24 protein-coding genes are annotated in these 21,786 nt (G+C 69.0%); 16 read left to right on the forward strand and 8 right to left on the reverse strand.

Features of this window, described 5'->3' with window-relative positions; genetic code table 11:
* Positions 1 to 3: 3 nt before the first annotated feature.
* The 3 genes from ACZ45Z_RS08820 (at position 4) to argG (ending at position 3,233) form a co-directional block, all read left to right on the forward strand.
* Entirely contained in the window at positions 4 to 963 is a 960-nt protein-coding gene (locus tag ACZ45Z_RS08820; protein WP_468358317.1) for an EamA family transporter, read from the forward strand.
* Positions 964 to 1,007: 44 nt separating this feature from the next.
* Positions 1,008 to 1,646 (forward strand): NAD(P)-dependent oxidoreductase, encoded by a 639-nt coding sequence (locus tag ACZ45Z_RS08825; protein ID WP_468358320.1) that lies wholly within the window; start codon positions 1,008 to 1,010, stop codon positions 1,644 to 1,646.
* Between the two features lie 138 nt (positions 1,647 to 1,784).
* Complete coding sequence (gene argG / locus ACZ45Z_RS08830) at positions 1,785 to 3,233, forward strand: argininosuccinate synthase (RefSeq protein WP_468358323.1); 1,449 nt, start codon at positions 1,785 to 1,787, stop codon at positions 3,231 to 3,233.
* A gap of 385 nt (positions 3,234 to 3,618) precedes the next feature.
* On the opposite strand, the gene ACZ45Z_RS08835 is transcribed toward argG, so the two are convergent.
* A complete protein-coding gene (locus ACZ45Z_RS08835; protein WP_468358326.1) occupies positions 3,619 to 4,188 on the reverse strand; it encodes a hypothetical protein in 570 nt (189 codons plus the stop codon).
* 189 nt (positions 4,189 to 4,377) lie between these two features.
* On the opposite strand from ACZ45Z_RS08835, the gene ACZ45Z_RS08840 reads away from it, so the two are divergent.
* Both ACZ45Z_RS08840 and ACZ45Z_RS08845 read left to right on the forward strand, forming a co-directional pair.
* Complete coding sequence (locus ACZ45Z_RS08840) at positions 4,378 to 5,133, forward strand: hypothetical protein (RefSeq protein ID WP_468358329.1); 756 nt, start codon at positions 4,378 to 4,380, stop codon at positions 5,131 to 5,133.
* 354 nt (positions 5,134 to 5,487) lie between these two features.
* On the forward strand, positions 5,488 to 6,249 hold the full coding sequence (locus tag ACZ45Z_RS08845) for a MerR family transcriptional regulator (RefSeq protein ID WP_468358332.1): 762 nt from the start codon (positions 5,488 to 5,490) through the stop codon (positions 6,247 to 6,249).
* Positions 6,250 to 6,618: 369 nt separating this feature from the next.
* On the opposite strand, the gene ACZ45Z_RS08850 is transcribed toward ACZ45Z_RS08845, so the two are convergent.
* The 3 genes from ACZ45Z_RS08850 to ACZ45Z_RS08860 all read right to left on the reverse strand — a co-directional run bounded on the left by ACZ45Z_RS08850 (position 6,619) and on the right by ACZ45Z_RS08860 (position 8,838).
* Positions 6,619 to 6,816 carry a hypothetical protein gene (locus ACZ45Z_RS08850; protein WP_468358335.1) on the reverse strand — a complete coding sequence of 66 codons (198 nt, stop codon included), beginning with the start codon at positions 6,814 to 6,816 and terminating at the stop codon, positions 6,619 to 6,621.
* Positions 6,817 to 7,134: 318 nt separating this feature from the next.
* Positions 7,135 to 7,269, reverse strand: a complete 135-nt coding sequence (locus ACZ45Z_RS08855) for a hypothetical protein (RefSeq protein WP_468358338.1) — start codon at positions 7,267 to 7,269, stop codon at positions 7,135 to 7,137.
* 741 nt (positions 7,270 to 8,010) lie between these two features.
* The gene (locus ACZ45Z_RS08860) at positions 8,011 to 8,838 is read right to left on the reverse strand and encodes an alpha/beta fold hydrolase (protein ID WP_468358341.1); all 828 of its coding nucleotides are present in this window, start codon (positions 8,836 to 8,838) and stop codon (positions 8,011 to 8,013) included.
* 76 nt (positions 8,839 to 8,914) lie between these two features.
* Between ACZ45Z_RS08860 and ACZ45Z_RS08865 the strand changes: the two genes are divergently transcribed.
* Both ACZ45Z_RS08865 and ACZ45Z_RS08870 read left to right on the forward strand, forming a co-directional pair.
* Positions 8,915 to 9,541 carry a sigma-70 family RNA polymerase sigma factor gene (locus tag ACZ45Z_RS08865; protein WP_468358344.1) on the forward strand — a complete coding sequence of 209 codons (627 nt, stop codon included), beginning with the start codon at positions 8,915 to 8,917 and terminating at the stop codon, positions 9,539 to 9,541.
* Positions 9,542 to 9,708: 167 nt separating this feature from the next.
* Complete coding sequence (locus tag ACZ45Z_RS08870) at positions 9,709 to 9,834, forward strand: hypothetical protein (protein ID WP_468358347.1); 126 nt, start codon at positions 9,709 to 9,711, stop codon at positions 9,832 to 9,834.
* Positions 9,835 to 9,861: 27 nt separating this feature from the next.
* Here the strand turns inward: ACZ45Z_RS08870 and ACZ45Z_RS08875 are convergent, their stop codons facing one another.
* Complete coding sequence (locus tag ACZ45Z_RS08875; protein WP_468358350.1) at positions 9,862 to 10,125, reverse strand: hypothetical protein; 264 nt, start codon at positions 10,123 to 10,125, stop codon at positions 9,862 to 9,864.
* A 391-nt stretch (positions 10,126 to 10,516) separates the two neighbouring features.
* Here ACZ45Z_RS08875 and ACZ45Z_RS08880 point away from each other — a divergent pair, with 391 nt between their 5' ends.
* The 5 genes from ACZ45Z_RS08880 (at position 10,517) to ACZ45Z_RS08900 (ending at position 14,816) form a co-directional block, all read left to right on the forward strand.
* On the forward strand, positions 10,517 to 11,326 hold the full coding sequence (locus ACZ45Z_RS08880; protein WP_468358353.1) for a hypothetical protein: 810 nt from the start codon (positions 10,517 to 10,519) through the stop codon (positions 11,324 to 11,326).
* A gap of 50 nt (positions 11,327 to 11,376) precedes the next feature.
* Complete coding sequence (locus tag ACZ45Z_RS08885) at positions 11,377 to 12,012, forward strand: class F sortase (RefSeq protein ID WP_468358753.1); 636 nt, start codon at positions 11,377 to 11,379, stop codon at positions 12,010 to 12,012.
* 199 nt (positions 12,013 to 12,211) lie between these two features.
* Positions 12,212 to 13,150, forward strand: a complete 939-nt coding sequence (locus ACZ45Z_RS08890; protein ID WP_468358356.1) for a HEAT repeat domain-containing protein — start codon at positions 12,212 to 12,214, stop codon at positions 13,148 to 13,150.
* Positions 13,068 to 14,201 (forward strand): hypothetical protein, encoded by a 1,134-nt coding sequence (locus tag ACZ45Z_RS08895; protein WP_468358359.1) that lies wholly within the window; start codon positions 13,068 to 13,070, stop codon positions 14,199 to 14,201. The genes ACZ45Z_RS08890 and ACZ45Z_RS08895 overlap by 83 nt, the downstream gene beginning before the upstream one ends.
* 225 nt (positions 14,202 to 14,426) lie before the next feature.
* Entirely contained in the window at positions 14,427 to 14,816 is a 390-nt protein-coding gene (locus tag ACZ45Z_RS08900) for a hypothetical protein (protein ID WP_468358361.1), read from the forward strand.
* Positions 14,817 to 14,983: 167 nt separating this feature from the next.
* On the opposite strand, the gene ACZ45Z_RS08905 is transcribed toward ACZ45Z_RS08900, so the two are convergent.
* Positions 14,984 to 15,691, reverse strand: coding sequence for a restriction endonuclease (locus tag ACZ45Z_RS08905; RefSeq protein WP_468358364.1), 708 nt, complete (start codon positions 15,689 to 15,691; stop codon positions 14,984 to 14,986).
* A gap of 190 nt (positions 15,692 to 15,881) precedes the next feature.
* On the reverse strand, positions 15,882 to 16,091 hold the full coding sequence (locus ACZ45Z_RS08910; protein ID WP_468358367.1) for a hypothetical protein: 210 nt from the start codon (positions 16,089 to 16,091) through the stop codon (positions 15,882 to 15,884).
* A gap of 493 nt (positions 16,092 to 16,584) precedes the next feature.
* Here ACZ45Z_RS08910 and ACZ45Z_RS08915 point away from each other — a divergent pair, with 493 nt between their 5' ends.
* From ACZ45Z_RS08915 to ACZ45Z_RS08930, 4 genes are all read left to right on the forward strand, one after another.
* Positions 16,585 to 17,082: a hypothetical protein gene (locus ACZ45Z_RS08915; protein WP_468358369.1), complete on the forward strand. Its 498-nt coding sequence runs from the start codon at positions 16,585 to 16,587 to the stop codon at positions 17,080 to 17,082.
* The gene (locus tag ACZ45Z_RS08920) at positions 17,079 to 17,807 is read left to right on the forward strand and encodes a hypothetical protein (RefSeq protein ID WP_468358371.1); all 729 of its coding nucleotides are present in this window, start codon (positions 17,079 to 17,081) and stop codon (positions 17,805 to 17,807) included. The genes ACZ45Z_RS08915 and ACZ45Z_RS08920 overlap by 4 nt, the downstream gene beginning before the upstream one ends.
* 176 nt (positions 17,808 to 17,983) lie before the next feature.
* The gene (locus ACZ45Z_RS08925) at positions 17,984 to 18,880 is read left to right on the forward strand and encodes a transporter substrate-binding domain-containing protein (protein ID WP_468358374.1); all 897 of its coding nucleotides are present in this window, start codon (positions 17,984 to 17,986) and stop codon (positions 18,878 to 18,880) included.
* A gap of 88 nt (positions 18,881 to 18,968) precedes the next feature.
* Entirely contained in the window at positions 18,969 to 20,192 is a 1,224-nt protein-coding gene (locus ACZ45Z_RS08930; RefSeq protein ID WP_468358377.1) for a GDSL-type esterase/lipase family protein, read from the forward strand.
* Between the two features lie 95 nt (positions 20,193 to 20,287).
* Here ACZ45Z_RS08930 and ACZ45Z_RS08935 read toward each other — a convergent pair whose 3' ends face one another.
* On the reverse strand, positions 20,288 to 21,535 hold the full coding sequence (locus ACZ45Z_RS08935) for an MFS transporter (RefSeq protein WP_468358380.1): 1,248 nt from the start codon (positions 21,533 to 21,535) through the stop codon (positions 20,288 to 20,290).
* Positions 21,536 to 21,786: the final 251 nt, after the last annotated feature.

A 21,786-nucleotide genomic window follows, 5' to 3' on the forward strand; every position in this document is an offset into this window, starting at 1 on the left:
TTAGTGCTAAGCAATCGACTCGGGGTCATCCTCGTCACCGCGCTCGCGCCCATGATCTGGGGAACCACCTACCTCGTAACCACCGAATTACTGCCACCGGGCCGCCCGCTCCTCGCCGCGGTGATACGCGCGCTGCCGGCGGGCCTCCTGCTCGTTGCGCTCACCAGGCGTCTCCCCCAAGGGAGTTGGTGGTGGCGCGCACTCGTGCTCGGCGCCCTCAACATCGGGGCCTTCTTCGCGCTGCTGTTCGTCGCCGCCTACCGGCTGCCGGGCGGGGTCGCCGCGACCATCGGCGCACTGCAACCACTCCTGGTCGCCGTCCTCGCCTCCGGCCTGCTCGGCGAGCGCCTGTCCCTGCGCACCACGATCACCGGCGTCGCGGGGGTGGCCGGCGTCAGTCTGCTCGTCCTCCAGGCCGACGCGAGACTGGACGGTCTCGGTGTCGCGGCGGCAGTCGGCAGCGCGGCCGTCATGGCCACCGGAGTCGTCCTCAGCAAACGGTGGCGTTCGCCCGCACCCCTGCTCGCGACAACCGGCTGGCAACTCGTCGCCGGCGGCGCACTGCTGCTCCCGGTCGCCCTCCTTGTCGAAGGACCGCCGCCCGCGACGCTGAGCGGAGCGAACCTGGCCGGCTACGGCTACCTCACAGTCATCGGCGCCGCCTTCGCCTACGCCCTGTGGTTCCGGGGGATCCGGGCCCTGCCCCCCACCAGCGTCACCTTCCTCGGCCTGCTGAGCCCCGTGGTCGCCACAACCCTGGGCTGGGTCGCCCTCGGCCAGGAACTCACCACGACGCAGGTTCTGGGCGGGCTGATCGTCCTCGCCGCCCTCGTCGCAGCCCAGACCGGAGGCGGAGCACGCCGGCCAGCACGCCCATCGGAGCCTCGGAAACCGGAGCCCTCCGCAGGCCAAGCACCCCACAGTCACCCTGGCGCGCCCTCGCGCGCCTCATCAACCAACTGAACCACGCACCCACTCAAGCAACTCAACGAAATGGAGCAGAAACCATGCGCATAACCGTGTTCGGAGCAGCCGGAAACGTGGGAAGCCGAGTGGTGACCGAAGCCCTGTCCCGCGGACACCAAGTCACCGCGGTCGTGCGCGATCCGGCCCGCTTCCCCGCGCTGCCCGCTGCCGCCGACGCCCGTACCGGCGACGCGGGGAACGTTGAGAACGTTGCCGAGTTGAGCATCGACCAAGACGTCGTGATCAGCGCGACCCGTCCGGCACCCGGCCGGGAGGGGGAATTGGTCGGAACCACCAAGGCGCTGTTGGACGGACTCAACGGGACCGGCGTTCGGTTGTTGATCGTCGGCGGCGCTGCCACCTTGACCGTGCCAGGCACCGGCGGTGGCACCGTGATGGACGACCCGGACTTCCCCGCTGCCTGGCGCGACATCGCACAGGCATGCTCCGACCAGCTCGAAGCCTGCCGCGCCGAGACCGGGGTGGACTGGGCGTACCTCAGCCCCGCCGCAATGCTGGAACCAGGAGAACGGACCGGCACGTACCGACTGGGCACCGACGAACTGCTGATTGACGCCGAGGGCAACTCGGCGATCTCCATGGAGGACCTCGCGGTGGCACTACTGGACGAGGCCGAGCAGCCCAGGCACCACCGCGCCAGATTCACGGCCGCGTACTGACCTACCGCCCCACTCGCTCCACGGCCGGCCAAACGGAGACGACGCGGGCCGTGCACACCGTCGCGGGAATCAGCGGAATGCCGTGCGGCAGACGGACGAAACATTGCATGATCATGCGCGATTATGCATACTCTTACTATGTCTAAGGTCCTCACCTCCCTTCCCGCCGGCGAGCGCGTCGGCATCGCCTTCTCAGGCGGCCTCGACACCTCGGTCGCGGTCGCGTGGATGCGCGACAAGGGCGCCATCCCGTGCACCTACACCGCCGACATCGGCCAGTACGACGAGCCCGACATCGCCTCGGTGCCCGGCCGTGCGAAGACCTACGGTGCCGAGATCGCGCGCCTGATCGACTGCCGTGCGGCACTGGTCGAGGAGGGCCTGGCTGCGCTGACCTGCGGGGCGTTCCACATCCGCTCGGGCGGGCGTGCCTACTTCAACACCACGCCGCTCGGCCGCGCCGTCACGGGCACCCTTTTGGTCCGGGCGATGCTCGAGGACAACGTACAGATCTGGGGCGACGGCTCGACCTTCAAGGGCAACGACATCGAGCGGTTCTACCGCTACGGCCTGCTCGCCAACCCGCACCTGCGGATCTACAAGCCCTGGCTGGACGCGGACTTCGTGACCGAGCTCGGGGGCCGCAAGGAAATGTCGGAGTGGCTTCTCGCCCACGACCTGCCCTACCGCGACAGCACGGAGAAGGCGTACTCCACCGACGCCAACATCTGGGGCGCCACCCACGAGGCCAAGACCCTGGAGCACCTCGACACCGGCGTCGAAACCGTCGAACCGATCATGGGCGTGCGGTTCTGGCACCCCGCGGTCGAGATCGCCACCGAAGACGTGACGATCGGCTTCGACCAGGGCCGCCCGGTCACGATCAACGGCAAGGAGTTCACCTCCCCCGTCGACCTGGTGATGGAGGCGAACGCCATCGGCGGCCGCCACGGCATGGGCATGTCGGACCAGATCGAGAACCGGATCATCGAGGCCAAGAGCCGCGGCATCTACGAGGCGCCCGGCATGGCCCTGCTGCACGCGGCGTACGAGCGCCTGGTCAACGCGATCCACAACGAGGACACCCTCGCCCAGTACCACAACGAGGGACGGCGCCTCGGCCGGCTGATGTACGAGGGCCGCTGGCTGGACCCGCAGGCGCTGATGGTGCGCGAGTCCCTGCAGCGCTGGGTCGGCGCGGCCGTCACCGGCGAGGCGACGCTGCGGCTGCGGCGCGGTGAGGACTACTCGATCCTCAACACCACCGGCCCGGCGTTCAGCTACCACCCGGACAAGCTGTCCATGGAGCGCACCGAGGACTCGGCGTTCGGCCCGGTGGACCGCATCGGCCAGCTCACCATGCGCAATCTCGACATCGCCGACTCACGCGCCAAGCTGGAGCAGTACGCCGGCCTCGGCCTGATCGGCGCCTCCGCCACTCCCGCCATCGGTGCGGCCCAGGCGGCCGCGACCGGGCTGATCGGCGCCATGCCGGAGGGCGGCGCCGAGGCCATCGCCTCGCGCGGCGAGGTCTCCGGTGACGACGAGATGCTGGACCGCGCCGCGATGGAGTTCGGCACGGACTGACCAGCCGTGCGAAGCCCAACCCGGCTGGCGACCGGCCCCATGGGTGACCGGCCCGCTGGGTGACCGGCCCGCTGGGTGACCCGCCCGCTGGGTGACCCGCCCGCTGGGTGACCGGCCCGCTGGGGCATCGACCACCCAGCGGGCCGGCCATCAGCCCACCCGAGAGCCGAAAGGCCCCTGGCCGAGCCAACCCGCCTGCGGTGTTCTTGCTGTCGGGCATGCGGATGCCGGCGATGAACTGTGCTGTCGCGGCAGGAAGTTGAACCGGTCCGCCGCACGGTCGGTCGTCGCAGGGCGGCGACGGCCCGATCCCGTTCCGCGGCACCACGCTTGAGGCGGAAGGGCGCTGCTGCCACACCTCTCCCACTGAAGACCGTGCTCTGTTTCAGGGGAGGTGGCCTGTGAAGGCCGTCTGGAAGTACACGTTTTTGGCGAAGTGCTCGAGATAGCGGGGATCGCTCACTTCGAGGGTGAAGTAGGCGGACCCTCCCTCGTCTTCGTCGAGCTCATCAGAGTCATCCTCGCTGAGCTCAAATGACACGATTATCTCCGCGGTACGGCGTGCGAACTCGGCAGACTGAGGTGCGAGATCGATGTAGTGCGTGCCATCCGAGAAGCCGCGCCCGCCGCCCAGCGTGTCCTTGTAGAACTCCTCCGCCTTGACGCGAGGTATGCGCACGCTCCTGGAGTCGTCTTCGAGCAGGTAGCCCTCCTCGTCGACGCGTACCTTCCGGCCGAGATAGAGCTCGAAAAGCTCCTCGAACTCGGCTTCCGTCGCGGCCGATACGGGGCCCGCGCCGAAGTCACCGCCTTGCTTCCACGCATCCATGATGAGCTGCAGCCCGAACTCGGGACCCTGGGAAAACCCGTAGTTATCGGGGTCGCGGTACTGCACGCTGCCGGTGAGGGTGGCGCCGTCACGCGCCCCGGTGAACACGTCGAAGATGTAGGTCATGCGCTTGGAGTGTAGTGATCACCCCCAACTCACGGAGATCGACGCCTCCATCACTACCACCACTCCCATCACCCCCTACCCGACTCCCCTTCCCCCCAAGCAGATCTGACCGGCGAGCACGCTCCTCAGCCGGAGCGCGCCCGTCCACGACCTGTTTTCGTACCTTGCCGGGCTCGTCATACTTCCCAGATGGAGACGCAACCCATGCAGGAGGCGCGGCGGTGGCTGGCCGATCGCGGCGTGAGGCAGGTCGGCGACGGATGGGTCGAGGCCAAGGCGCCGCACAAGCTGCTCACGGCCAACGAAGTCGCGCATTCGTGGGCTGGTGAGGTGTTCGCTGACGAGTGCCTGGCCGCAGTGAACCAAGTGCGGCTCGCCTTCGGACTGTTGGACCTCCTCAACGATTACTGGGTGACGTTCGAGATCCGGAGTGCGGCACAGAGCCCGGAGGGGCACCTGCCGGCTGACATGCTCTGGGACGACTATCGCCAGAGGCTGGAAGCGGAGGCGGACGCCGAGGCTCTCACCTACTCGCTGTGGGTTGACTGGTTCGAGGACCGGCGTACCGCCGCAACGGCCTTCGCCGAGGTCCTCGGTCATGACATCGACCGAGTGCTGAACGAAGGATCACAAGCCCTGATCCGCCGGGCCCGCCGCGTTCTGGAGTGTTCGGGCCCGGTGCCCTGGCCGGCGAAGGAAGCGACGTACGGCACCGCGGTACGGCTCCCCGCACTGCACTCAGCGCTCTTCAAGGGCCTGCTGGCCAGCTATCACGACGTCTACGGCGACCTGGAACCGGCTGCCGCGCTGCCCCTCCTTGACCAACTGAGTCTCCCGACGAACACGACGCACCTAGCTGAACTCCGCTTCGTGCTCGCCGCAGGACACAACAACCACTACCGCAGTCCTCACGCCTGGGACAACGCCGTCCGGGCCTGCTCCTGAGCCGTTCCCTTCGGATCAACGCGCTGACCATACGAATGTCGGCGTCGTGCAGTCCGGCCAGGTGCAGGGGCGCGGTCCTGCTTCGAACAATCAACGCGCTCAAAGACTTCCCAGCCGTGCCCACCCTCTCCGACCGCCGAGCCCACAGCTTCCACGGCACCGTGATCTCTCCTCGTAAGCAATGCGAGGGTTCCGTGGGTCCTGCGGCTCGGTCCATCGGACAACGCCGCAGTAGTGGTCCCGCCGATCCGGACGTCGATCCGGACACCGATCCGGCTTGCGGTTTCCGTTGCGTCAACTCCTACCGTCTTCTCTGTGGCCGGAGAGACCGGCCCGGCGATGGGAGGCAGGGCAATGGCCTGGTCGATCGCGGAGGTGGCCCGGATGTCCGGGGTGACGTCCCGGACACTGCGGCATTACGACGAGATCGGCCTGCTGCCGCCGGCCTGGATCGGGAGCAACGGGCACCGCTACTACGAAGAGGCAGATCTGCTACGGCTGCAGCAGATCCTGCTGATGCGGGAGCTGGACCTGGGACTCCGCGAGATCCGTGCGGTCCTGGACAGTCAGGCCGATCAGGTGGCCGTGCTCCGCGAGCACCACCAACGGCTGCTGGCGGAACGGGACCGGCTGGAGACTCTCGCCCGCACGGTCGGCCGCACCATCGCCGAACTGGAGGAAGACAAGGAGAACAACGGCATGACAAAGATCAACAGGCCGGAGAACCTGTTCGAGGGATTCGACCCCTCCCCCGCTGAGGCCGAGGTGCGCGAGCGGTGGCCTCAGGCATGGGAGCAGTCCCAGCAGGCCCTTGAGACGATGAGCTCCGAGGACATGGAGCGGTGGCAGCGCGAAGTGACGGCGCAGATGATCCGCATCGCGGAGTTCATGGTGGCCGGCACACCGGTTGCCGATCCCGCGGTGCAGGCCGAAATGGACGCCCATTACCAAGGCATCTGCCGCTTCTGGACCCCGAACGCGGTCGCGTACAAGGGGCTGGGCCAGACCTACGTCGACGATCCGCAGATCCGTGCGAACTACGACAAGATCGCCGACGGGCTGGCCGTATACCAGCGCGATGCGATGGTCCTCTACGCCGACGCCCGGCTGAGCTGACCAACGGCCCACGCTGCCGGGGGGCTGCAGACCCCCGGCGACAGGCAATACTCCCCCACGCGCACAACGCTCGACCCACCGGACAGGCCGAACGCTGACAGACAATATGCACCTGGAGCGCAGCAGGTGGCGGCGGTCCCGGCATACCGAGCCGGAAGTCCGGTCGATCCGGTCGCACGCCGATCTCCGCAACGGCCACTGACGTCGCAGGTACGAGCTCACGCGACCAGGCGGTAAGGCGGTCACGCGACGGTTCAGCTCAGGTGGAACCGGCCCGGCGGTTAAGGCACTGAGCGCCGTAGTCGGCCAACCAGCCAACTACGGCGCTCAGTTTTCAGACCCTCCGGGCCAGGAGTCCTACACAGAGCCCTACAAAGGCAGGACGCTGCCCACTGGAGCGATCAGACCAAACACAGGATCGAGGGCCTCAGTGACTTTGGTCAGCCGACCGCGCTGGTTGAGCTTGTCGTTGGTGGCGGGGGCGTCCGCGTTGGCGGGTGCAGCGGTCAAGGCGAGGACGCCGATGACAAGCGCCGCGGAGGTGAGCAGAGTGCGCGTTTTCGTCATGCTTCGACCAACGAGGCAGTCACTCTTGAGACACCATCGAACCCATGACTTCAGCCACCGAGCGGGCGCCTGGTCAAGCGAACCCCTCATTGGCTCGGTGAAGCCCCGCAAGAACATTTCCTTCACTGGTTCGCGATTGATCCCACGTCGGGTGCCGAGCCGAGCCGGGGCCAGGTGAGGGCCCACCTGGGGCTCGCGGGCCGGCCGGCCCTGGATCACCGTAAGTGTCTGGGTCGCGGGCGTCGGCGTCGTCGATCGCGGCGGAGCATCGCCGTACGCCGCGCGGAGCGGAGCATTGCCGTACGCCGTGCGGAGGAGTCACGTCTGCTGCCAGATGGCCGCGTCGAACGTGGCGGTCGCGATGCCGTTGCCGGGCGTCGCGGTGACCGTGAGCCGTGCGATGCGACCTTCGCCGGTGCGGGCGCAGACGACGGTGCCCCTGGTCAGTGGCACTCCGTCCGCGTTCGCCGATTCGATGGTGCGTCGTTGTCCACATCGGTCGTGGCGTGGGTCGGTGAGTGTGCGTCGAGGTCCTTGTCACCGGCTCCGAGCGTTCCCAGTACCAACGTTCCGGACGACCGCCCGGCCCGCGCGGTGGGGGACGACGACGTGTCCGTCGGCGTCGGCGCGGCGGTCCGCTCCGCGCGCGGTGGAGGCGTCTGCCCGCCGGGGGAATCCCCGGCGCCCATCCACGCCGTACGGATGGCCGTACGGTCGGGGCCTGCCGAACCGGACGGTTCCCCGGAGGCCCGCTCCTCCTCATCCACCACCGGCAACTCCCCGCCGCGTTCCTTTACTTGGGAAACAGAGCGTACCGGCGGGCAGCGGAATCAGGTGAACTGTTGGATGCCCCGGCACACCGTTGCCGGCGAGTCGCCCGGCCCGTATCACCGCAGCCGAACGCGAAGGCCGGCCCGGTGAACCAGAAGTCCCTCAGGTCAGCCACGCTCGCCCACTCCCACTCCCACTCCCACTCCCAAACCCACTCCCACACCCACGCCCGGAACAAGATCGCCCAGAGCTATAGCACCGCAGCGAACCGACCGATCAGCCTCGGCATGGCATGCCCCAAAGCGGCCAGATCACGGCCGTCACCAAGGAAGTCGAAGGTGAAGGGTCGGCGGGTCGGCGGGTCGGCGGCAACGGAAGCCGCGCCGGCCAGAACAAGCCACGTGGGGAGCGGTGCACAGGCCCTCATCCCAGGAAGGCCGCAGTAGTCGCCACAAACCGGTCGGCATCGTCGATCCACGGGTAGTGGCCCGCTCCCCGCTGCATGACGAGTACGGCGTCGGGGAACAGCCCCGCGAATTCCGCCGCCGCCTGAGGAGGGCTGTTCAGGTCGAACTCTCCGGCGAGCAGCAGGACAGGGGCCTGGAAAGCCGCGAGCGCCGCACGAGTGGCCTCCGGGGTGAAGGAGCCCTCGGCCCCGAAGAGAGCAACAGCCTCCTCGTTGCTCGGTCGTCCGGCCGCATGATGCTTCTGCGCCGCAGCATCCCACCGGCCGTAGAAGAAAGGGGCGATGGCCTCCCAGTCGCTGCCCGTGCCCCGGGTGATCGCCTCCAGGGCGGCGAACGCCTCCGGAAACCACGACTCGCCTTTCCGAAGCTGCGCGACCTCACGTCGCGTCTCCCCCGTGATCGCGACGTCGACGGCTCGGGTACCCGGGGCGATCAGGGCGAGCTTGCCGACGTTCTTCGGATATCGCGCCGCGTACTGGGTCACGAGGTTCGCGCCGGCGGAGTGGCCGAGCAAGTCGATCTGAGGCAGTCCGAGGTGTGCGCGTAGCGCCTCGACGTCGTCGACCAGGCGGTCGCAGCGGTAGGAGGAGGCGTCCTCGGGAATCGCGGACCGTCCGGTGCCGCGAAGGTCCAGGACGACCAATTGGCGGTGCGTTGACAGGCCGCCGAGGTCGCCGAGGTAGCGGGAGTCCGTGGGCCCGCCAGGGATGCAGACGAGCGGTGGGCCGTCTCCGATCACGCGGTAGGCGAGCTGGGTTCCGTCAGGTGCGCAGAAGGTGGGCATGGCCGGATCCTGCCATCCATAACCGGGTTATACAACTAGGTTATGCCCGCCGAGCCCGCTGATGTATAACCGGGTTGTGGCAGGCGAAGAGCGCAAGCATCAGAATCCGGAAACGCTGACCGAGGAACAGGTCGAGCGGCTGCTCGCCGGCATGAACGAGGTCATCCGCGCAGGCGAGGAGATGCGGAAGCTGCGCGCCGAAATGATCAAAGTGTTCGCCCATCTCGGCTGGACCCAGGAAAAAATCGCCCAGCTCACCGAGATGAGTCAGCCTGCCGTGTCCAAGCAGGTGGCGAAGTACAAGAGAGACGATCCGCCGCCTCCGATGGATCTCTCCCTTGACCAGCACGACACTCCCTGGCTCGAAGGGCGTCTGTGGGGCCTGGCCGAGGAGATCTCCGAGACCCGCTACGGCACCGCCCGCTGCGCCCGCCACGTCAGCGCCTTCGGCCGAGGGAAGAAGCGCTTCACACCCCAGAACGTCGACGAGCTGCGACGCCTCGTCGAAGAGGACCTGAGACTGCACCAGGCGAACCTGCCCGGCAGTTACCGGGACGCGTACGACAAGATCAGTCGTGGTCTCGACACCCAGTCCAAGGCCACCACCACCGCCTCAGCCTCCGCGCGACGCACCCTCGCCTACCAGATCCAGCGCGTCCAACTCCAGGTCGATTCCGAGGGTCTGCCCTACGGGTCGGGCTGACGCGACCCGGCGATGAGCCGTTCCGTCCTGCGGGGGGCGGGTTGATCATCACCGGCGTTCCCTTCATCGACGCGGGTCAGACGGCCGTACCGTTGCGGCCCATCGCGCGACGGAGCGCCAGTCCGGGTTCACCACCGGATCCGAATGCCAGCTTCGGAGTTACCACCATGCTGGTCGGAGAGAAGGACCGGTACCGCGCGTTCGGCGTGCTCGGAGTCGTGAGCGGGCTCGCCACCCTCAGCGGCCGACTCATCGGCGGCCTGCTGATCGGCGCCGAATTGAGGGGCGCTTAATTGAGCGGCGCCGACCTGTTCGGCACGTCAGTCAGACATACGCAATCCACCGACCTGGTAGTCCAGCCCAGCTCGGAAGTCCAGACGTGCGACGGCGGCCCGCATGGCGTCGTAGAGCTCGGCCGGTACCTCGTACACGGCAGCCACAAGTAGTTCATCATCGCCGCGAGGGAACAGATCACGCACGCTCAGGATTTCTTCCCTGGTGAGGCTGGTGACGTGGGCGGCGTTCTCGTCGGCATCCCAGCCGATGAGCTCCCAGGCGAGTTCGGTGGTCTCGGCGTCGATCATGGCTCCACAGTAAGCGGGAGCCAACGGTAAGCAGGAGCCAACCGCCGTACGACGCCGGGCCGTATGCCTCCTCAAGCGCCAACTGTGCCTCCGGGGCTCAGTTCCCACGTCGCTAAACGGCTGGACTGCCCCACGCTGCGGCGCCGCCGGGGAAGCGATTTTCCACGCTGCACACGAGAAGCCCATCCGTCAAGAGAATCCGCGAATTTTAGACATGGTGCGTCATCGGCCGGTGCGCTGAACACGACCTCAGCGCGCTTCGTACTACGGGCTACTTGCGCCCGGGCAACAACAGGCCGCCAGCTCATGGCCGTTGAAGAATTCGTTGTACGGGCCTTCGGACGAGACCACGGCGCTCCCGATCTGGGACGCCGGAAGGGAACGAACGACCGTGACCACCCAGCGCACCGCTCGCCTCGCCGTCCTCCTCGCTCTGCCTGTCGCCCTGGCTCTCTCGGGTGCGTTCGCCGCCCCGGCTGTCGCCGGGGAGAAGGCATTCCAGATCAACCTGGCCCAGCTCAACGACTCGGGGGGCAAGGGTACGGCGATGCTCAGTCTCAACGGCACGCGACTGACCGTGAAGATCGAGTCGGAGGGACTCGTGCCGGGGCAGCCCCACGCACAGCACATCCACGGCTCCACCGACGGCCATGACTTCCACTGCCCGGACGCCAGCGCTGACAAGGACGGAGACGGAATCGTGTCCACGAGCGAGGGTGTGCCCATCTACGGTGAGATCAATATTTCGCTCACCACCCAAGGCGACACCTCCGCCGACAGCGGCCTGGCCATCGACCGTATGCCCAAGGCGAATGCGCAGGGCAAGCTCTCCTACGAGCGCACGATCACCGTGTCGCAAGAGGTGGCCGACCACGTCCAGGATCTCCACGTCGTCCAACACGGCATCGACCCGAACGGCAACGACAAGTACGACTTCGGCGTGGGCAAGAGCGACCTCGATCCCAAACTCCCCCAGGAAGCCACCGCACCTGCGGTCTGCGGTCTTGTCGAGGGCGCGGCAGTCGGATCCATTCCGGTGGGCGGCGTGGAGACGGGTGGCGGAACGGCCGAGAGCAACGAGATCCCCAGGGCGCTCGTAGGCACCGGCGGGCTCGCCCTCGTGGCGGTGGCCGGAGCGCTCGTCCTGGGACGGAGGAGGACCTCCGCCTCCACTGGGCCGACCGGACGGAGCGCCGCGTGAGGGCCTGGGGGAAAGCCGGAGCCGTATCGTTCGCCGCGATTGCGGCGATGATGCTGCTCGGCGGGTGCGGGGGCGAGAAACCGGAAGCGCAGTCACCTCCCGTCGGGCAGCAGCCCGCGCAGGGCGGCCAGGCCAGCTCCGGAACAAGAACGGGAACGGGAACGGAAGCAGGACCAGGATCAGGAGCAGGGGCTGAGAGCGGTAAGGGCGGTGAGGAGGAGACGGGGGGTGCGCGAAAGGCGGCTCCGCAGCGGATCTCCGTCCCGTCGCTCAACATCTCCTCAACCCTTGAAGCCCTGGGGAAGAAGAAGGACGGGACGATGGAAACGCCCGTGGACCCCGACAAGGCGGGCTGGTACACGCCGGGGCCGGCTCCCGGCGAAAAGGGCCCGGCCGTCATCGCGGGTCATGTCACTTGGAACGGCAAGCCGTCGGTGTTCCACCGGCTGTCCTCTCTGAAGGCCGGGGACGCGATCGAGATCACGCGGACGGACGGCAAGTCCTCGAAGTTCACGGTAAGCCGCGTCGCGCAGTACGCGAAGAACAAGTTCCCCACCATCGAGGTCTACAAGAACATCGACCACGCGGGGCTGCGTCTGATCACCTGCGGTGGTCAGTACGACACGTCGCAGCACTACTACCCGGACAACCTGGTGGTGTTCGCGAAGCTGGCCGAGGCGGAATAGCAGCGCACCGGCGAACCGGGTGCCAGAGGCCGGCGTCCTCTCGGGACGTCGGCTCCGGTATCCGGTGACCGGTACTGGAGGTGGGCCGGCACTCGTCTCCACTTGGAAACCAACCACAGGATCGACGTGCCACTGCTCTGCTCGTCGCGCCGGGCGTTCTCTTCCCCCGCGTGTCGACCGCAGCGGTAAGGTCGCGCCCATGTGGGTGGGGCTGGAAGCGATTGACTGGGCGGCGCTGGAGCACAACTACGGGTCCGCCGAGGATGTGCCCGGTCTGCTGCGCCGATGTGCGGGACCGCATCCTGAAGACGCGGACAACGCGGCGTACGAGCTCCTCAACCATCTCTTTCACCAGGGTGGCTGGATCTGCTCCGCCGCCCCGGCTGCGCTGCCTTTTCTGCTGCGTCTGGTCGCGGCGCCGAACGTTCCGAACGTGTCGAACGTGTCGAGCCGTCGCATGCTGCTGGAGCTTGTATCGAGACTGGCAGCCGAGGCCGGGCGGGTAGCCGAGAAGTTCTTGGACCCCGGCTGGCAGTCGGCATGGGAACGGGCGCTACCGGAGATGCTCGTCCTGCTCACCGATCCGGAGCCGGAGATCCGACGGGCCGCGGCCGACGTGCTCCGTGACTGCGACAGTCCCGGTGACCTCACTCTGCCTGCGCTGTTGCGCTGCTGGCAGACCGAGGACGATCCGGCGACCCGCCTTGACCTGATCCTCGCACTCGGCCAAGCGGCTCTACGAGAGCCGGCCGGCGCACATGCCGCCGAGGTCCTCGACCTCCTCCGCGGGCTCCTCGACGCTCCGGAGGCGCAAATACGCCTGGCGGCGGTGCACGCCCTCGCCCCGACCGACCCGGACCTTCCGGCACGACGGCTGGGCCTCTTGCTGGAAGCGGTCCGAGACCCGAGCGTCGAGTTGTGGCGCCACACCAGCTCGGTGGAAACCGGCGTTCCGGGTGTCCACCACTGGACGGCGGCGCTGTTCAGCGGGCCGTCTCCCTCCTTCACGCTCGGCCTGCTGGACGACCATCCACGCCGAACAGCGGATCGGCGCCTTGGCCCAGGCGGGCGGGCTGCTGGCCGAGTGGCGCTCACCGACCGACGCTCTTCTTCCGCGCCTCGTCGCACGGCTGGATGATCCCACCACCGAGATCCGGTTCCGGGCGGCCGAGCTGCTGGCGTGCCTCGGTCCGACGGCCGCGGCTCACGCCGACGAGGTCGCCGCGCTGCTCGACGACACCGCCGCCCGGAGCACACGTAAAGGGGAGACCGTCGCCGAGGCCGCCTTGTGGGCGCTGGCCCGGATGAACGATCCGCGCTGCCTGCCGAGGCTCATCGAGGCGATGGCCGCCACGCGGTCCGGCTTCGCGTCGAATCCTGCCGGCTACCCCGCCACCACCTGGCACCATGCCGTCCTCCCCGCGCTCCATGAGGTCCTGGAACACCTTCCCGACCACGCCGAGGTGCTCCTGCCGACGATCCGCGAGCAGCTCGATACCGCCATGGACGGCAACGTGCTCAATCGGCTCTGCCAGGTGCTCGCGGACTGGGGTCCCGTCGCGAAGGCAGCGGTGCCGCAGTTGCTCGGCCTGCTGGAGGACGACCGGAACTGGACGGCTGCGGCAACCGCCCTGGCAGGAATGGGAATGGCGGCGAACGGGGCACGAGACCTGCTGTTGGCCCGATCGAGCGTCGGCGGGGCACACGCGGAACTCGCAGCCTGGGCCTACTGGAAACTCGGTGGCGAACCGGGACCAGCCCTGGAGGCACTCGCACGCGCCACCACCGAGGGTCATATCCCGCGCCCTCTCCTGCGCAAGCTCGCCGACCTCGGTCCGCACGCCGCCCACTACGCGGACCGGCTCCGGACGATGACCGCCGACACCGACCCCTGGACCCGTATCGAGGCAGCGCACGCCTTCTGGGCTGCGACCGGCGACACCCAGAGCACGGTCCCGGCCCTGACGAGTGCCGTACAGGTACTGGCCAACGACACCTACCTACCGGTCACACTCCCCGCCGTGCGCTACCTGCTCCAGATCGGCCGAGACGCCCGGCCCGCCGCCTCTCTCCTGCGCGGCGTACCGACCCGCGATCAGCGCCTTCGCAGCAACGGCGGTTGGCGAGGCTTCACCCAGGATGAATCCCTCCGCACAGCCATCAACGAGCTACTCATCGCGTGCGACTGACGTCCCCACTCAACGGCGAGCACGCGCGACAGCACGCTGCCGCCGCCCGCAACCAAGGACTCGGTGGCTCCACCTGACCGCTCCCAGTCCAAGCCTGTCGAGAGAAGATCCGGGCCCCGAGAAAGGCCGGCCGCCCGCCCTGAACGATCGATATCGCCGCGATATGCCCCTTCCGTAACGTCCTGCCCCCGGTACAAACCCCCACAACGAAGGGACGTCACGTCAATGCGCAAGCTCATGACCGCCGCCGCGACCACCGGCGCCGTGCTTCTGCTGAGCACCGGCCCGGCGAACGCCGCCGGTGACACCTGGAGCGAGAGTGTCAGCGGGGCGAGCGGCTCCGGCACGCTGGTGAAGGTGTCCAGCGACGACGGGACCAAGGTGACCGCGACGGGGAAGCTGAAGGTCACCGACCGCAAGGGCTGTTACACCATTTCGGTCGGCGTTGGGTTCATCGGCAAGCCGAAGGGACCCCAGGTGTGGAAGAAGTCCGCGCAGAAGCAGTGCGGCCCCGGCACGATCGACGTAACCGCCACTATCGGTCCGCACAACTACTGGGACGGTCCCTGGGTCCGGATCTGCAAGGACGGCGACGCCAGCAGGGCCTGCGAGTAGAGGTCTGCAAGTACCGGCGGGCGCACCGGTACTAGCGGGCGGACACCGGTACTGGCCAGCGCACCGGCGTGGGAGGTGGCGTCCACCGGGCGCCCCTCCCGCGCTTCGCGCGGTGAGGGCCGTCAGCCAAGTGACCGGGCGGGGCTGGCGCGCAGCCGAAGCTTGGGTCAGGCAAGCCAGGGCGGGCGGCCTCCGGTGACCCAGCGGCCGAGAGCGCGGCCGTCGACGAGGCGCAGAGGGGGGTCGAGATCGGCGTTGGCGCGTTGTGCGTCCGGGGTGAAGGTGCTGGTCGTGACGATGAGGGCCTGGTCGCAGCGGTGGAAGGCGCGGTAGGTGCCGTTGACGGCGTAGATGACGGGTGCTCCGACGCGGTTCGATGGCGCGTACCGCTTGCACTGGATGGCGATGCGGCGGCCGTCGGTCAGTTGGAGAAGGACGTCGAGGGCACGATCGTTGGCACCGCCGGAGACGGTGGCGGTGCGGACGGAGGGGTCGCGGCGGGCGAGGTCGGCGACGGCGTGCTCGAACTGGGTGCCGGTCATGTGCTGGTAGGCGGCGATGCTGTGGGTGAAGTCCGCCCGGGCCGTGCTGGGTAGCGTTGGCAGTTGGATGCGACCGGTGCGGACGAGGAGATGGAGAACGGCCGCGACCAGGGCGAGGGCGGCCAGGATGCCGGCGGAGACGGGGTATTCGTGGACCGCGGCGACGACGGTTGCCAGGACGATGGCCGCAGCGACGAGGCGGTTGGTGGCGGCCTCACGGGTGCGGCGGCGCTGGGCAGTGCGGCGCCGGGGCCTTGTGGCGGGGCGGCGTCGGGGGCTCGTGGTGGGGCGGCGGGTACGGGTGGGTCGGCGTCGTCGTGCCGGTGCGGCCATGCGTCCCCCGGGTGAGGTGCTTGGTATGTGCAGTGTGGTGTGGTGCGGCGTGGGCCCGACGTGAGTGAGCCCGGGACGTTGAGCGGTTGTCGGCCGGTTGCCACTCAGTGGAAGCTCGTTTGCGCCGCGCGGCGGCCAATTGTCGGCAGTCCATGCGCCGGGTGCGAGGCGGCCTCCGCGGCGACGGCGCTCACTGGCCGGCTCGCGAGAAGCCGTGCACGAGCTGGGTCAGGAAATCCAGGATCCCGTGCCCTACTGCCGTCGGGGCGATCAGCACCCCGAGTGCCAGCACGATGACCACGGTCAGCTTCTCGTCGAACCGGCTTCTGGACTGCGTACGGCGGCGCAGCCGCAGGAAGACGATGACCGCGAGCAGTACCGCCACGTTGATCGTCAGCAATTGCCCAGACCCCCCGTCCGACCATGACCGTCAGTGCCCGAGGGCAGCCGAGGTCCGCTCCAGCCCTCTTGTATAGCCCGAGCCCGGTGGCGCTGTGGCCGAGTTTCCGGTGCTTGGCAAAAAGCGATTCCCTGGCTGGATTCCGCAGATGAGGCGGCTCGCGGGCGCCAAGCGCCGGTGGCGGTCGGTCCTGCTCGCGGGCGCCAGGCGGCGGTGGCCGTCGGTCCTGCTCGCGGGCGCCAAGCGGCGGTGGCCGTCGGTCCTGAATGTGTACCTCGACGAACAGGGCCCCGGCTCACGCCCGTTCTTCCCGAGTACGCCCCTTCCCCTGAGCCGCCTCGCCGCTGCCGCCCCAGCGCCCGCATCCCGCCGCACCCGGCGCGAAACCCCTCAATGAGGTGGGTGTGGTTCACCGCTCACATGGGTAACACGCCTTTCCGGTAAGGCTGTTGCGGCGGACTTACCCCTGACCGACGAGCCCTGGGAGAGCCGGATGTCCGACCTGGCGACCGTGTCCGCGGAAATAGCCCCCTATCTCGCCCTGGCGGCGAACAGCCTCGGCACATCCGTGATCACCGCCGCCCAGCAGCGCATCGCCGAGCACACCGTGACGGCCGGCGAGGGTTTCTTCCGCCGCCTCCTGCGCCAGGACGCCACCGAGGGCGACGGGACGGGGGCGGAGCTCCGCGGCGGCTCCGCCGAGCCGCTCCTCGACGCCCACCGCGCCGACGCCCTGGACGGGCTCCTCGCCCGCCTCGACGACCACGAACGGCAGTTGCTCTCCGCCGCGGTGACCTCCTGGCTCCAAGGCCCCACAGACCGGCGCGACGCGCCCCACCTGGTCGATCACGTCACCCGCCTCGCCTCGGCCGCGGGCACACACACCGTCTACAACACCCCCACCGCGACCGGGCAGGGCTCGATCGCCGCCGTGGAGATCCATGGCGACATCCACATGGGCGGCGCCGGACGCGCCCGGGACGGCTCATGAGCCGCCCCGGCGAAGGCGGCGACATCCACAACAGCCCGACGACACACGGCGATCACTCGATCGCGGCCAACGACATCAAGAACGTGATCATCAAGTGGGTCATGCACCCGAGCGCGCGCTGGCTCCCCCTGTTGCTGGCCTGCACCGCCCTGGTGATAGCGGGCAGTTGGCAGCCGGAGGGGCCGGTCGGCCAGTACACCCTGTGGATCACACTGGCCGCGCTGTCCCTCGCCACCGCGGCCGCCCGCGTCCTCCTCCGCAGCCCGCGCGACGTCCGGGTCGTCGGCGCTCTCTCGCTCGCCTCCGTGCTGGCAACCGTCGGCGGCTGGCTGGCGTTCCAGGACGTCACCGCGCACGGCGAGATCGACGTGACCGGGCAGATCCGGCCGTCGGGCACACAGCCGCTCGACAACGGAGCACACAGCGTTCTCATCCTCGGCCTCGACGCCTCCGCCCTGAGGGAACCGCGCGACACCCTGCGCCTGACGCTGGCCATCGAAGACCACGACCCGGCCGCGCCGACCTGCCTGCACGACACCCGTGCCACGCTCTCCCTGCTCACGGCGGGCGTCGCGGCGCAGCCGACCGAGATCCCTCCCGGTGGCACCGTCGACTTCGCACTCGGCGCGCGGGTGAGCACCGTACAGATCCACGTCAAGCTGCACACCGCCCGGGGCTGCCGGATGAACGTCCGGGCGACGAGCGCGATCCTGCACGACGAGTGACGCGGCGGGGCACGGCCGGTAGCACGCGTCCACGACAGACGAGACGGTCGACACGACACCTCGACATGGACGGCACGGACAAGACCGAAGAGAAGACGAGACGGTCGACACGGACGAGACGAATTACACGAACGGGGACGCTCATGCTCACACCGGAGACATCCACATCAGGCCAGGTGAGAGGCCCACACCGCTCGTTGCGCGGTCGCCGCCGGCACCACCCTCGCACATTTCCGACCGCCGCGCTGCTCGCCCTCACCACCCTCACCGCGGCCGCGTGCGGCACCCCCGAGCCGCCCTCGCTCTTCGCCGACGGCAAGGTCTCGGTCGGGGCGAAGAACGACCAGCCGGGCACCGGCGTCGTCCGGACGTACAAGTTCTCCGGATTCGACATCGCCGTCACCCAGCAGGTCCTCAAAACCGTCGGCGCCGAACCTGACTTCGGGATCGTCCGGTCCGAGGACCGCACCGCGGTGCTGACCGACAAGAAGAAGGACCTGGTCGCCGCGACCTTCTCCATCACCGGCGAGCGGATGAAACTCCTGGACTTCGCCGGGCCGTACGCCTCCACCTACCAGGGCATCATGGTCCGCAGGCGCGACAACCGGATCCGCACCACCCGCGATCTCACCGCCAAGCACGTCTGCACCTGGCCCGGTACGACCTCCGCCACGGCGCTGCAAGGACCGGCATACGACCGGATGGACGTGTACGAGCAGCCCGACGCCTCCAGTTGCATCAAGGATCTGGAGGACGGGGTGGCGGACGCGGTGTCGACCGACCAGATGATCCTCTACGGGTTCACCCAGGAGCACCCGGATCTCAAGGTCGTCCCCCGCCTCACCTTCGGCTCCGCCAACCAGTACGGGATCGCGATGACCAAGGGCCACCGGAAGGACTGCCTACGGCTGCGCGACGCCCTGCGGGACTACGTGACCAGCAACAACTGGACCCACGACTTCGCGACGTCCCTGCCGGCCGTCAAGAACGCCGACGCCACCTGGGAGACCGCCTACCGACCACGCGCCGAGACGATCGACGCCCTCTCTTGCCGGGACCGGCCCCGGACCTGAAACCGCTGGGACGCCGACGATCTCAACAGTGACGGCGGCGGGCCGGAAAGCGCGTGCGGATCGGGCATCGGGTTGGCACGCTGAGGTCATGACTTCGCAGCACGACCCCGTCCCCGGCTCCTCCACCACGCCTGGGGCAACGGACTGGACCACTACGCCCCTCACCGCGGACATCCTGCGCGGCGCCCTCGAACTGGAGCACACCGAGCATGGGGTGCTGCCGCACCGGCTGCCCGCCCGGGCCCGCGCACAGTGTGCCGACGGGCAGTTGGCGATGGCGGAGGCCCAGCCCTCGGGCGTACGGCTGGCGTTCCGCACCCGGGCCACCGCCGTCGAGCTGGACGCACTGCGCACCAAGATGGCGTACCAGGGCGCTCCGCCCCGTCCGGACGGGGTGTATGACCTGCTCGTCGACGGCCGCCTGGCCGGCCAGGCCGGTGTGACCGGCGGCAACGTCCTGAGCGTGGACATGGCCACCGGCACCGCCGAGACGCTGCCCGGCCCAACCGGCACCGTCCGGTTCGCCGGTCTGCCCGACCGCGTCAAGGACGTCGAGATCTGGCTGCCCCACAACGAGATCACGCAGTTGGTCGCCCTGCGCACCGACGCCCCCGTAGAGCCCGTACCGGACACGGGCCGCAAGGTGTGGCTGCACCACGGCAGTTCGATCAGCCACGGCTCCGACGCGGCGAGCCCCAGCACGACCTGGCCGGCGCTGGCCGCCTCCCTCGGCGGTGTGGAACTGATCAACCTGGGCCTGAGCGGCAGCGCCCTGCTCGACCCGTTCACCGCCCGCGCCCTGCGCGACACCCCCGCGGACCTGATCAGCGTCAAGATCGGCATCAATCTCGTCAACACCGATCTGATGCGCCTGCGTGCCTTCGCTCCGGCGGTGCACGGCTTCCTCGACACCCTCCGGGAGGGCCACCCCGCCACTCCGCTCCTGGTCGTCTCGTCCATCCTGTGCCCCATCCACGAGGACACGCCCGGCCCCAGCGCCCCGGATTTCACCAGCCTCAGCGAAGGCAGGCTCCAGTTCCGGGCCGCGGGCGATCCCGCGGAACGGGCCGGCGGGAAGCTGACCCTCAACGTCATCCGGGACGAACTGGCCCGCCTCGTGAAGCAGCGGGCGGCCGACGACCCGCACCTGCACTACCTCGACGGCCGGGATCTCTACGGTGAGGCGGACTTCGCCGAACTGCCGCTGCCCGACCAGCTCCACCCGAACGCCGCCACACACCGCCGCATCGGCGAACGCTTCGCCGCCCTGGCCTTCGGCAGCGACGGACCGTTCGCCACCGGGCGCGCCTGAGACGCCCGCTTCTCGTCTGGCTCCGAACAGGATCGGGCCGCCGCGAGGGGAGCAGCCGCAGTCAGCTCCACGGGACGTCATCGGGAATCGCCAGGTCATCTGGGGCTGGGACGGGACAGTTCCCGGTCGGGCCGTGGTGTGTGGTCATGTCTGGGGAGCAGGAGTGGGGTGGTCAGGAGGACGAGACCGGCTGTCGCGACCGCGGTGCGGGGGCTGGTGATGCCGGCCAGCAGGCCCCACAGGGCGGTCAGGGCCGCGATGGTGGCTTTGCTGGTGACCGACCACGCGGTCAGGGTGCGGGCGACTCGGTCCGTCGGGGTGTGGTCGAGCCGGTAGGTGGCGAACACCGGGTTGAACACGCCCATGCAGGTGATCAGCCCGAGCTCGACGACCATGACGAGCAGGAGCCCGGAAGCACCGGGGCCCACGAAGGCCAATCCGAGCAGCCAGCAGGCGCGTAACGTCCCCGCGACGAGCATGACCTTGTGCTGCCCGACCCGCGCGACGAGTCGGCGGGCCAGCCGTGAACCGATCAGGCCGCCGACGCAGGGCACGGCGAAGGCCAGGCCGTATTGCCAGGGGGCGAATCCGAGGCGGCTGAGCATGAGGACGGCGAGCAGCGGGGAGGTCGCCATGATCAGGCCGCTGACCAGGACCGTGTTGAAGAACAGCGGGCGCAGCGCCGGGTGGGCCAGGATGTACCGCCACCCGTCGAGCAGGTCGCCGGCTCGCAGCCGCGGTGCCGGGGTTCGTACGGGGCGCGGCTGCCCGCCTCCGATCGCGCGGATCCCCGCTGCCGAGAGCAGATAGCTGACCGCGTCGGCCACCAGGGTCATCACCGGGCCGAACAGCCCGATCGCGGCCCCGCCGAGCGGCGGGCCGAGCACGGTGGCGGTCCAGGTCGTGGCCTCGAACCGCCCGTTCGCGACGAGCAGGTCCGCCGGCCGCACGAGCGCCTTCACACAGGCGCCGCCGGCCGCCGTGAAGGCGATACCGGCCGCGCCGACGATGACCGAGACGACCAGGAGCTGGGCGAAGCCGAGCAAGCCGAGCGCGAACGCGGCGGGGACGCTCAGCAGCGCGGCGCACCGGATCAGGTCCATCGCGACCATCACCGACTGCTTGCGGCGGGCCTCCACCCAGGGCCCGAGCGGCACGGCGACCGTCGCGCCGACCGCCAGACCCGCGGCCGCCAGGACCGACACCTCGGTCGTCCCGGCGTGCAGCACGAGGATCGCGATCAAGGGGAACGCGTCGAACGCGAGCGACGTGCCGAACGTGCTGACCGCGTACGCCGCCCAGAGCCACCCGAACTGCCGCCCCAGAGACCGCCTAGCCATCATGCTCAGGGCACCTCTCGCTCTCGCGCTCTCGCGCTCTCGCCGAACAACCTCACGTTGACGGGTGAGAGCTAAGCGAGTGGCACACCAGCGGGTCAAACAACCGGTCGACTGGCAGGCACAACGGCACGTTGTGCTACTGGCTGGGGTGGGTGCGACTGGCCGGAGTGGGGCGGCGTGAACCTCGATGCCGTGCGCACCTAGGAAAGGCCGGTCGGACGTCGGCTGTGGGAAGGGAGAGCCGGTGACGGTGG

The organism is Streptomyces sp. NPDC031210, from assembly GCF_055570395.1.

Coding starts and splice junctions, on each gene's coding strand:
- ACZ45Z_RS08935 (WP_468358380.1), bottom strand. CDS start 21,535: ATGATGGCTAGGCGGTCTCTGGGGCGGCAGTTCGGGTGGCTCTGGGCG.
- argG (WP_468358323.1), top strand. CDS start 1,785: ATGTCTAAGGTCCTCACCTCCCTTCCCGCCGGCGAGCGCGTCGGCATC.
- ACZ45Z_RS08905 (WP_468358364.1), bottom strand. CDS start 15,691: ATGGCCGCACCGGCACGACGACGCCGACCCACCCGTACCCGCCGCCCC.
- ACZ45Z_RS08825 (WP_468358320.1), top strand. CDS start 1,008: ATGCGCATAACCGTGTTCGGAGCAGCCGGAAACGTGGGAAGCCGAGTG.
- ACZ45Z_RS08870 (WP_468358347.1), top strand. CDS start 9,709: ATGCTGGTCGGAGAGAAGGACCGGTACCGCGCGTTCGGCGTGCTCGGA.
- ACZ45Z_RS08900 (WP_468358361.1), top strand. CDS start 14,427: ATGCGCAAGCTCATGACCGCCGCCGCGACCACCGGCGCCGTGCTTCTG.
- ACZ45Z_RS08840 (WP_468358329.1), top strand. CDS start 4,378: ATGGAGACGCAACCCATGCAGGAGGCGCGGCGGTGGCTGGCCGATCGC.
- ACZ45Z_RS08835 (WP_468358326.1), bottom strand. CDS start 4,188: ATGACCTACATCTTCGACGTGTTCACCGGGGCGCGTGACGGCGCCACC.
- ACZ45Z_RS08845 (WP_468358332.1), top strand. CDS start 5,488: ATGGCCTGGTCGATCGCGGAGGTGGCCCGGATGTCCGGGGTGACGTCC.
- ACZ45Z_RS08930 (WP_468358377.1), top strand. CDS start 18,969: ATGACTTCGCAGCACGACCCCGTCCCCGGCTCCTCCACCACGCCTGGG.
- ACZ45Z_RS08890 (WP_468358356.1), top strand. CDS start 12,212: ATGTGGGTGGGGCTGGAAGCGATTGACTGGGCGGCGCTGGAGCACAAC.
- ACZ45Z_RS08885 (WP_468358753.1), top strand. CDS start 11,377: ATGCTGCTCGGCGGGTGCGGGGGCGAGAAACCGGAAGCGCAGTCACCT.
- ACZ45Z_RS08850 (WP_468358335.1), bottom strand. CDS start 6,816: ATGACGAAAACGCGCACTCTGCTCACCTCCGCGGCGCTTGTCATCGGC.
- ACZ45Z_RS08920 (WP_468358371.1), top strand. CDS start 17,079: ATGAGCCGCCCCGGCGAAGGCGGCGACATCCACAACAGCCCGACGACA.
- ACZ45Z_RS08915 (WP_468358369.1), top strand. CDS start 16,585: ATGTCCGACCTGGCGACCGTGTCCGCGGAAATAGCCCCCTATCTCGCC.
- ACZ45Z_RS08860 (WP_468358341.1), bottom strand. CDS start 8,838: ATGCCCACCTTCTGCGCACCTGACGGAACCCAGCTCGCCTACCGCGTG.
- ACZ45Z_RS08875 (WP_468358350.1), bottom strand. CDS start 10,125: ATGATCGACGCCGAGACCACCGAACTCGCCTGGGAGCTCATCGGCTGG.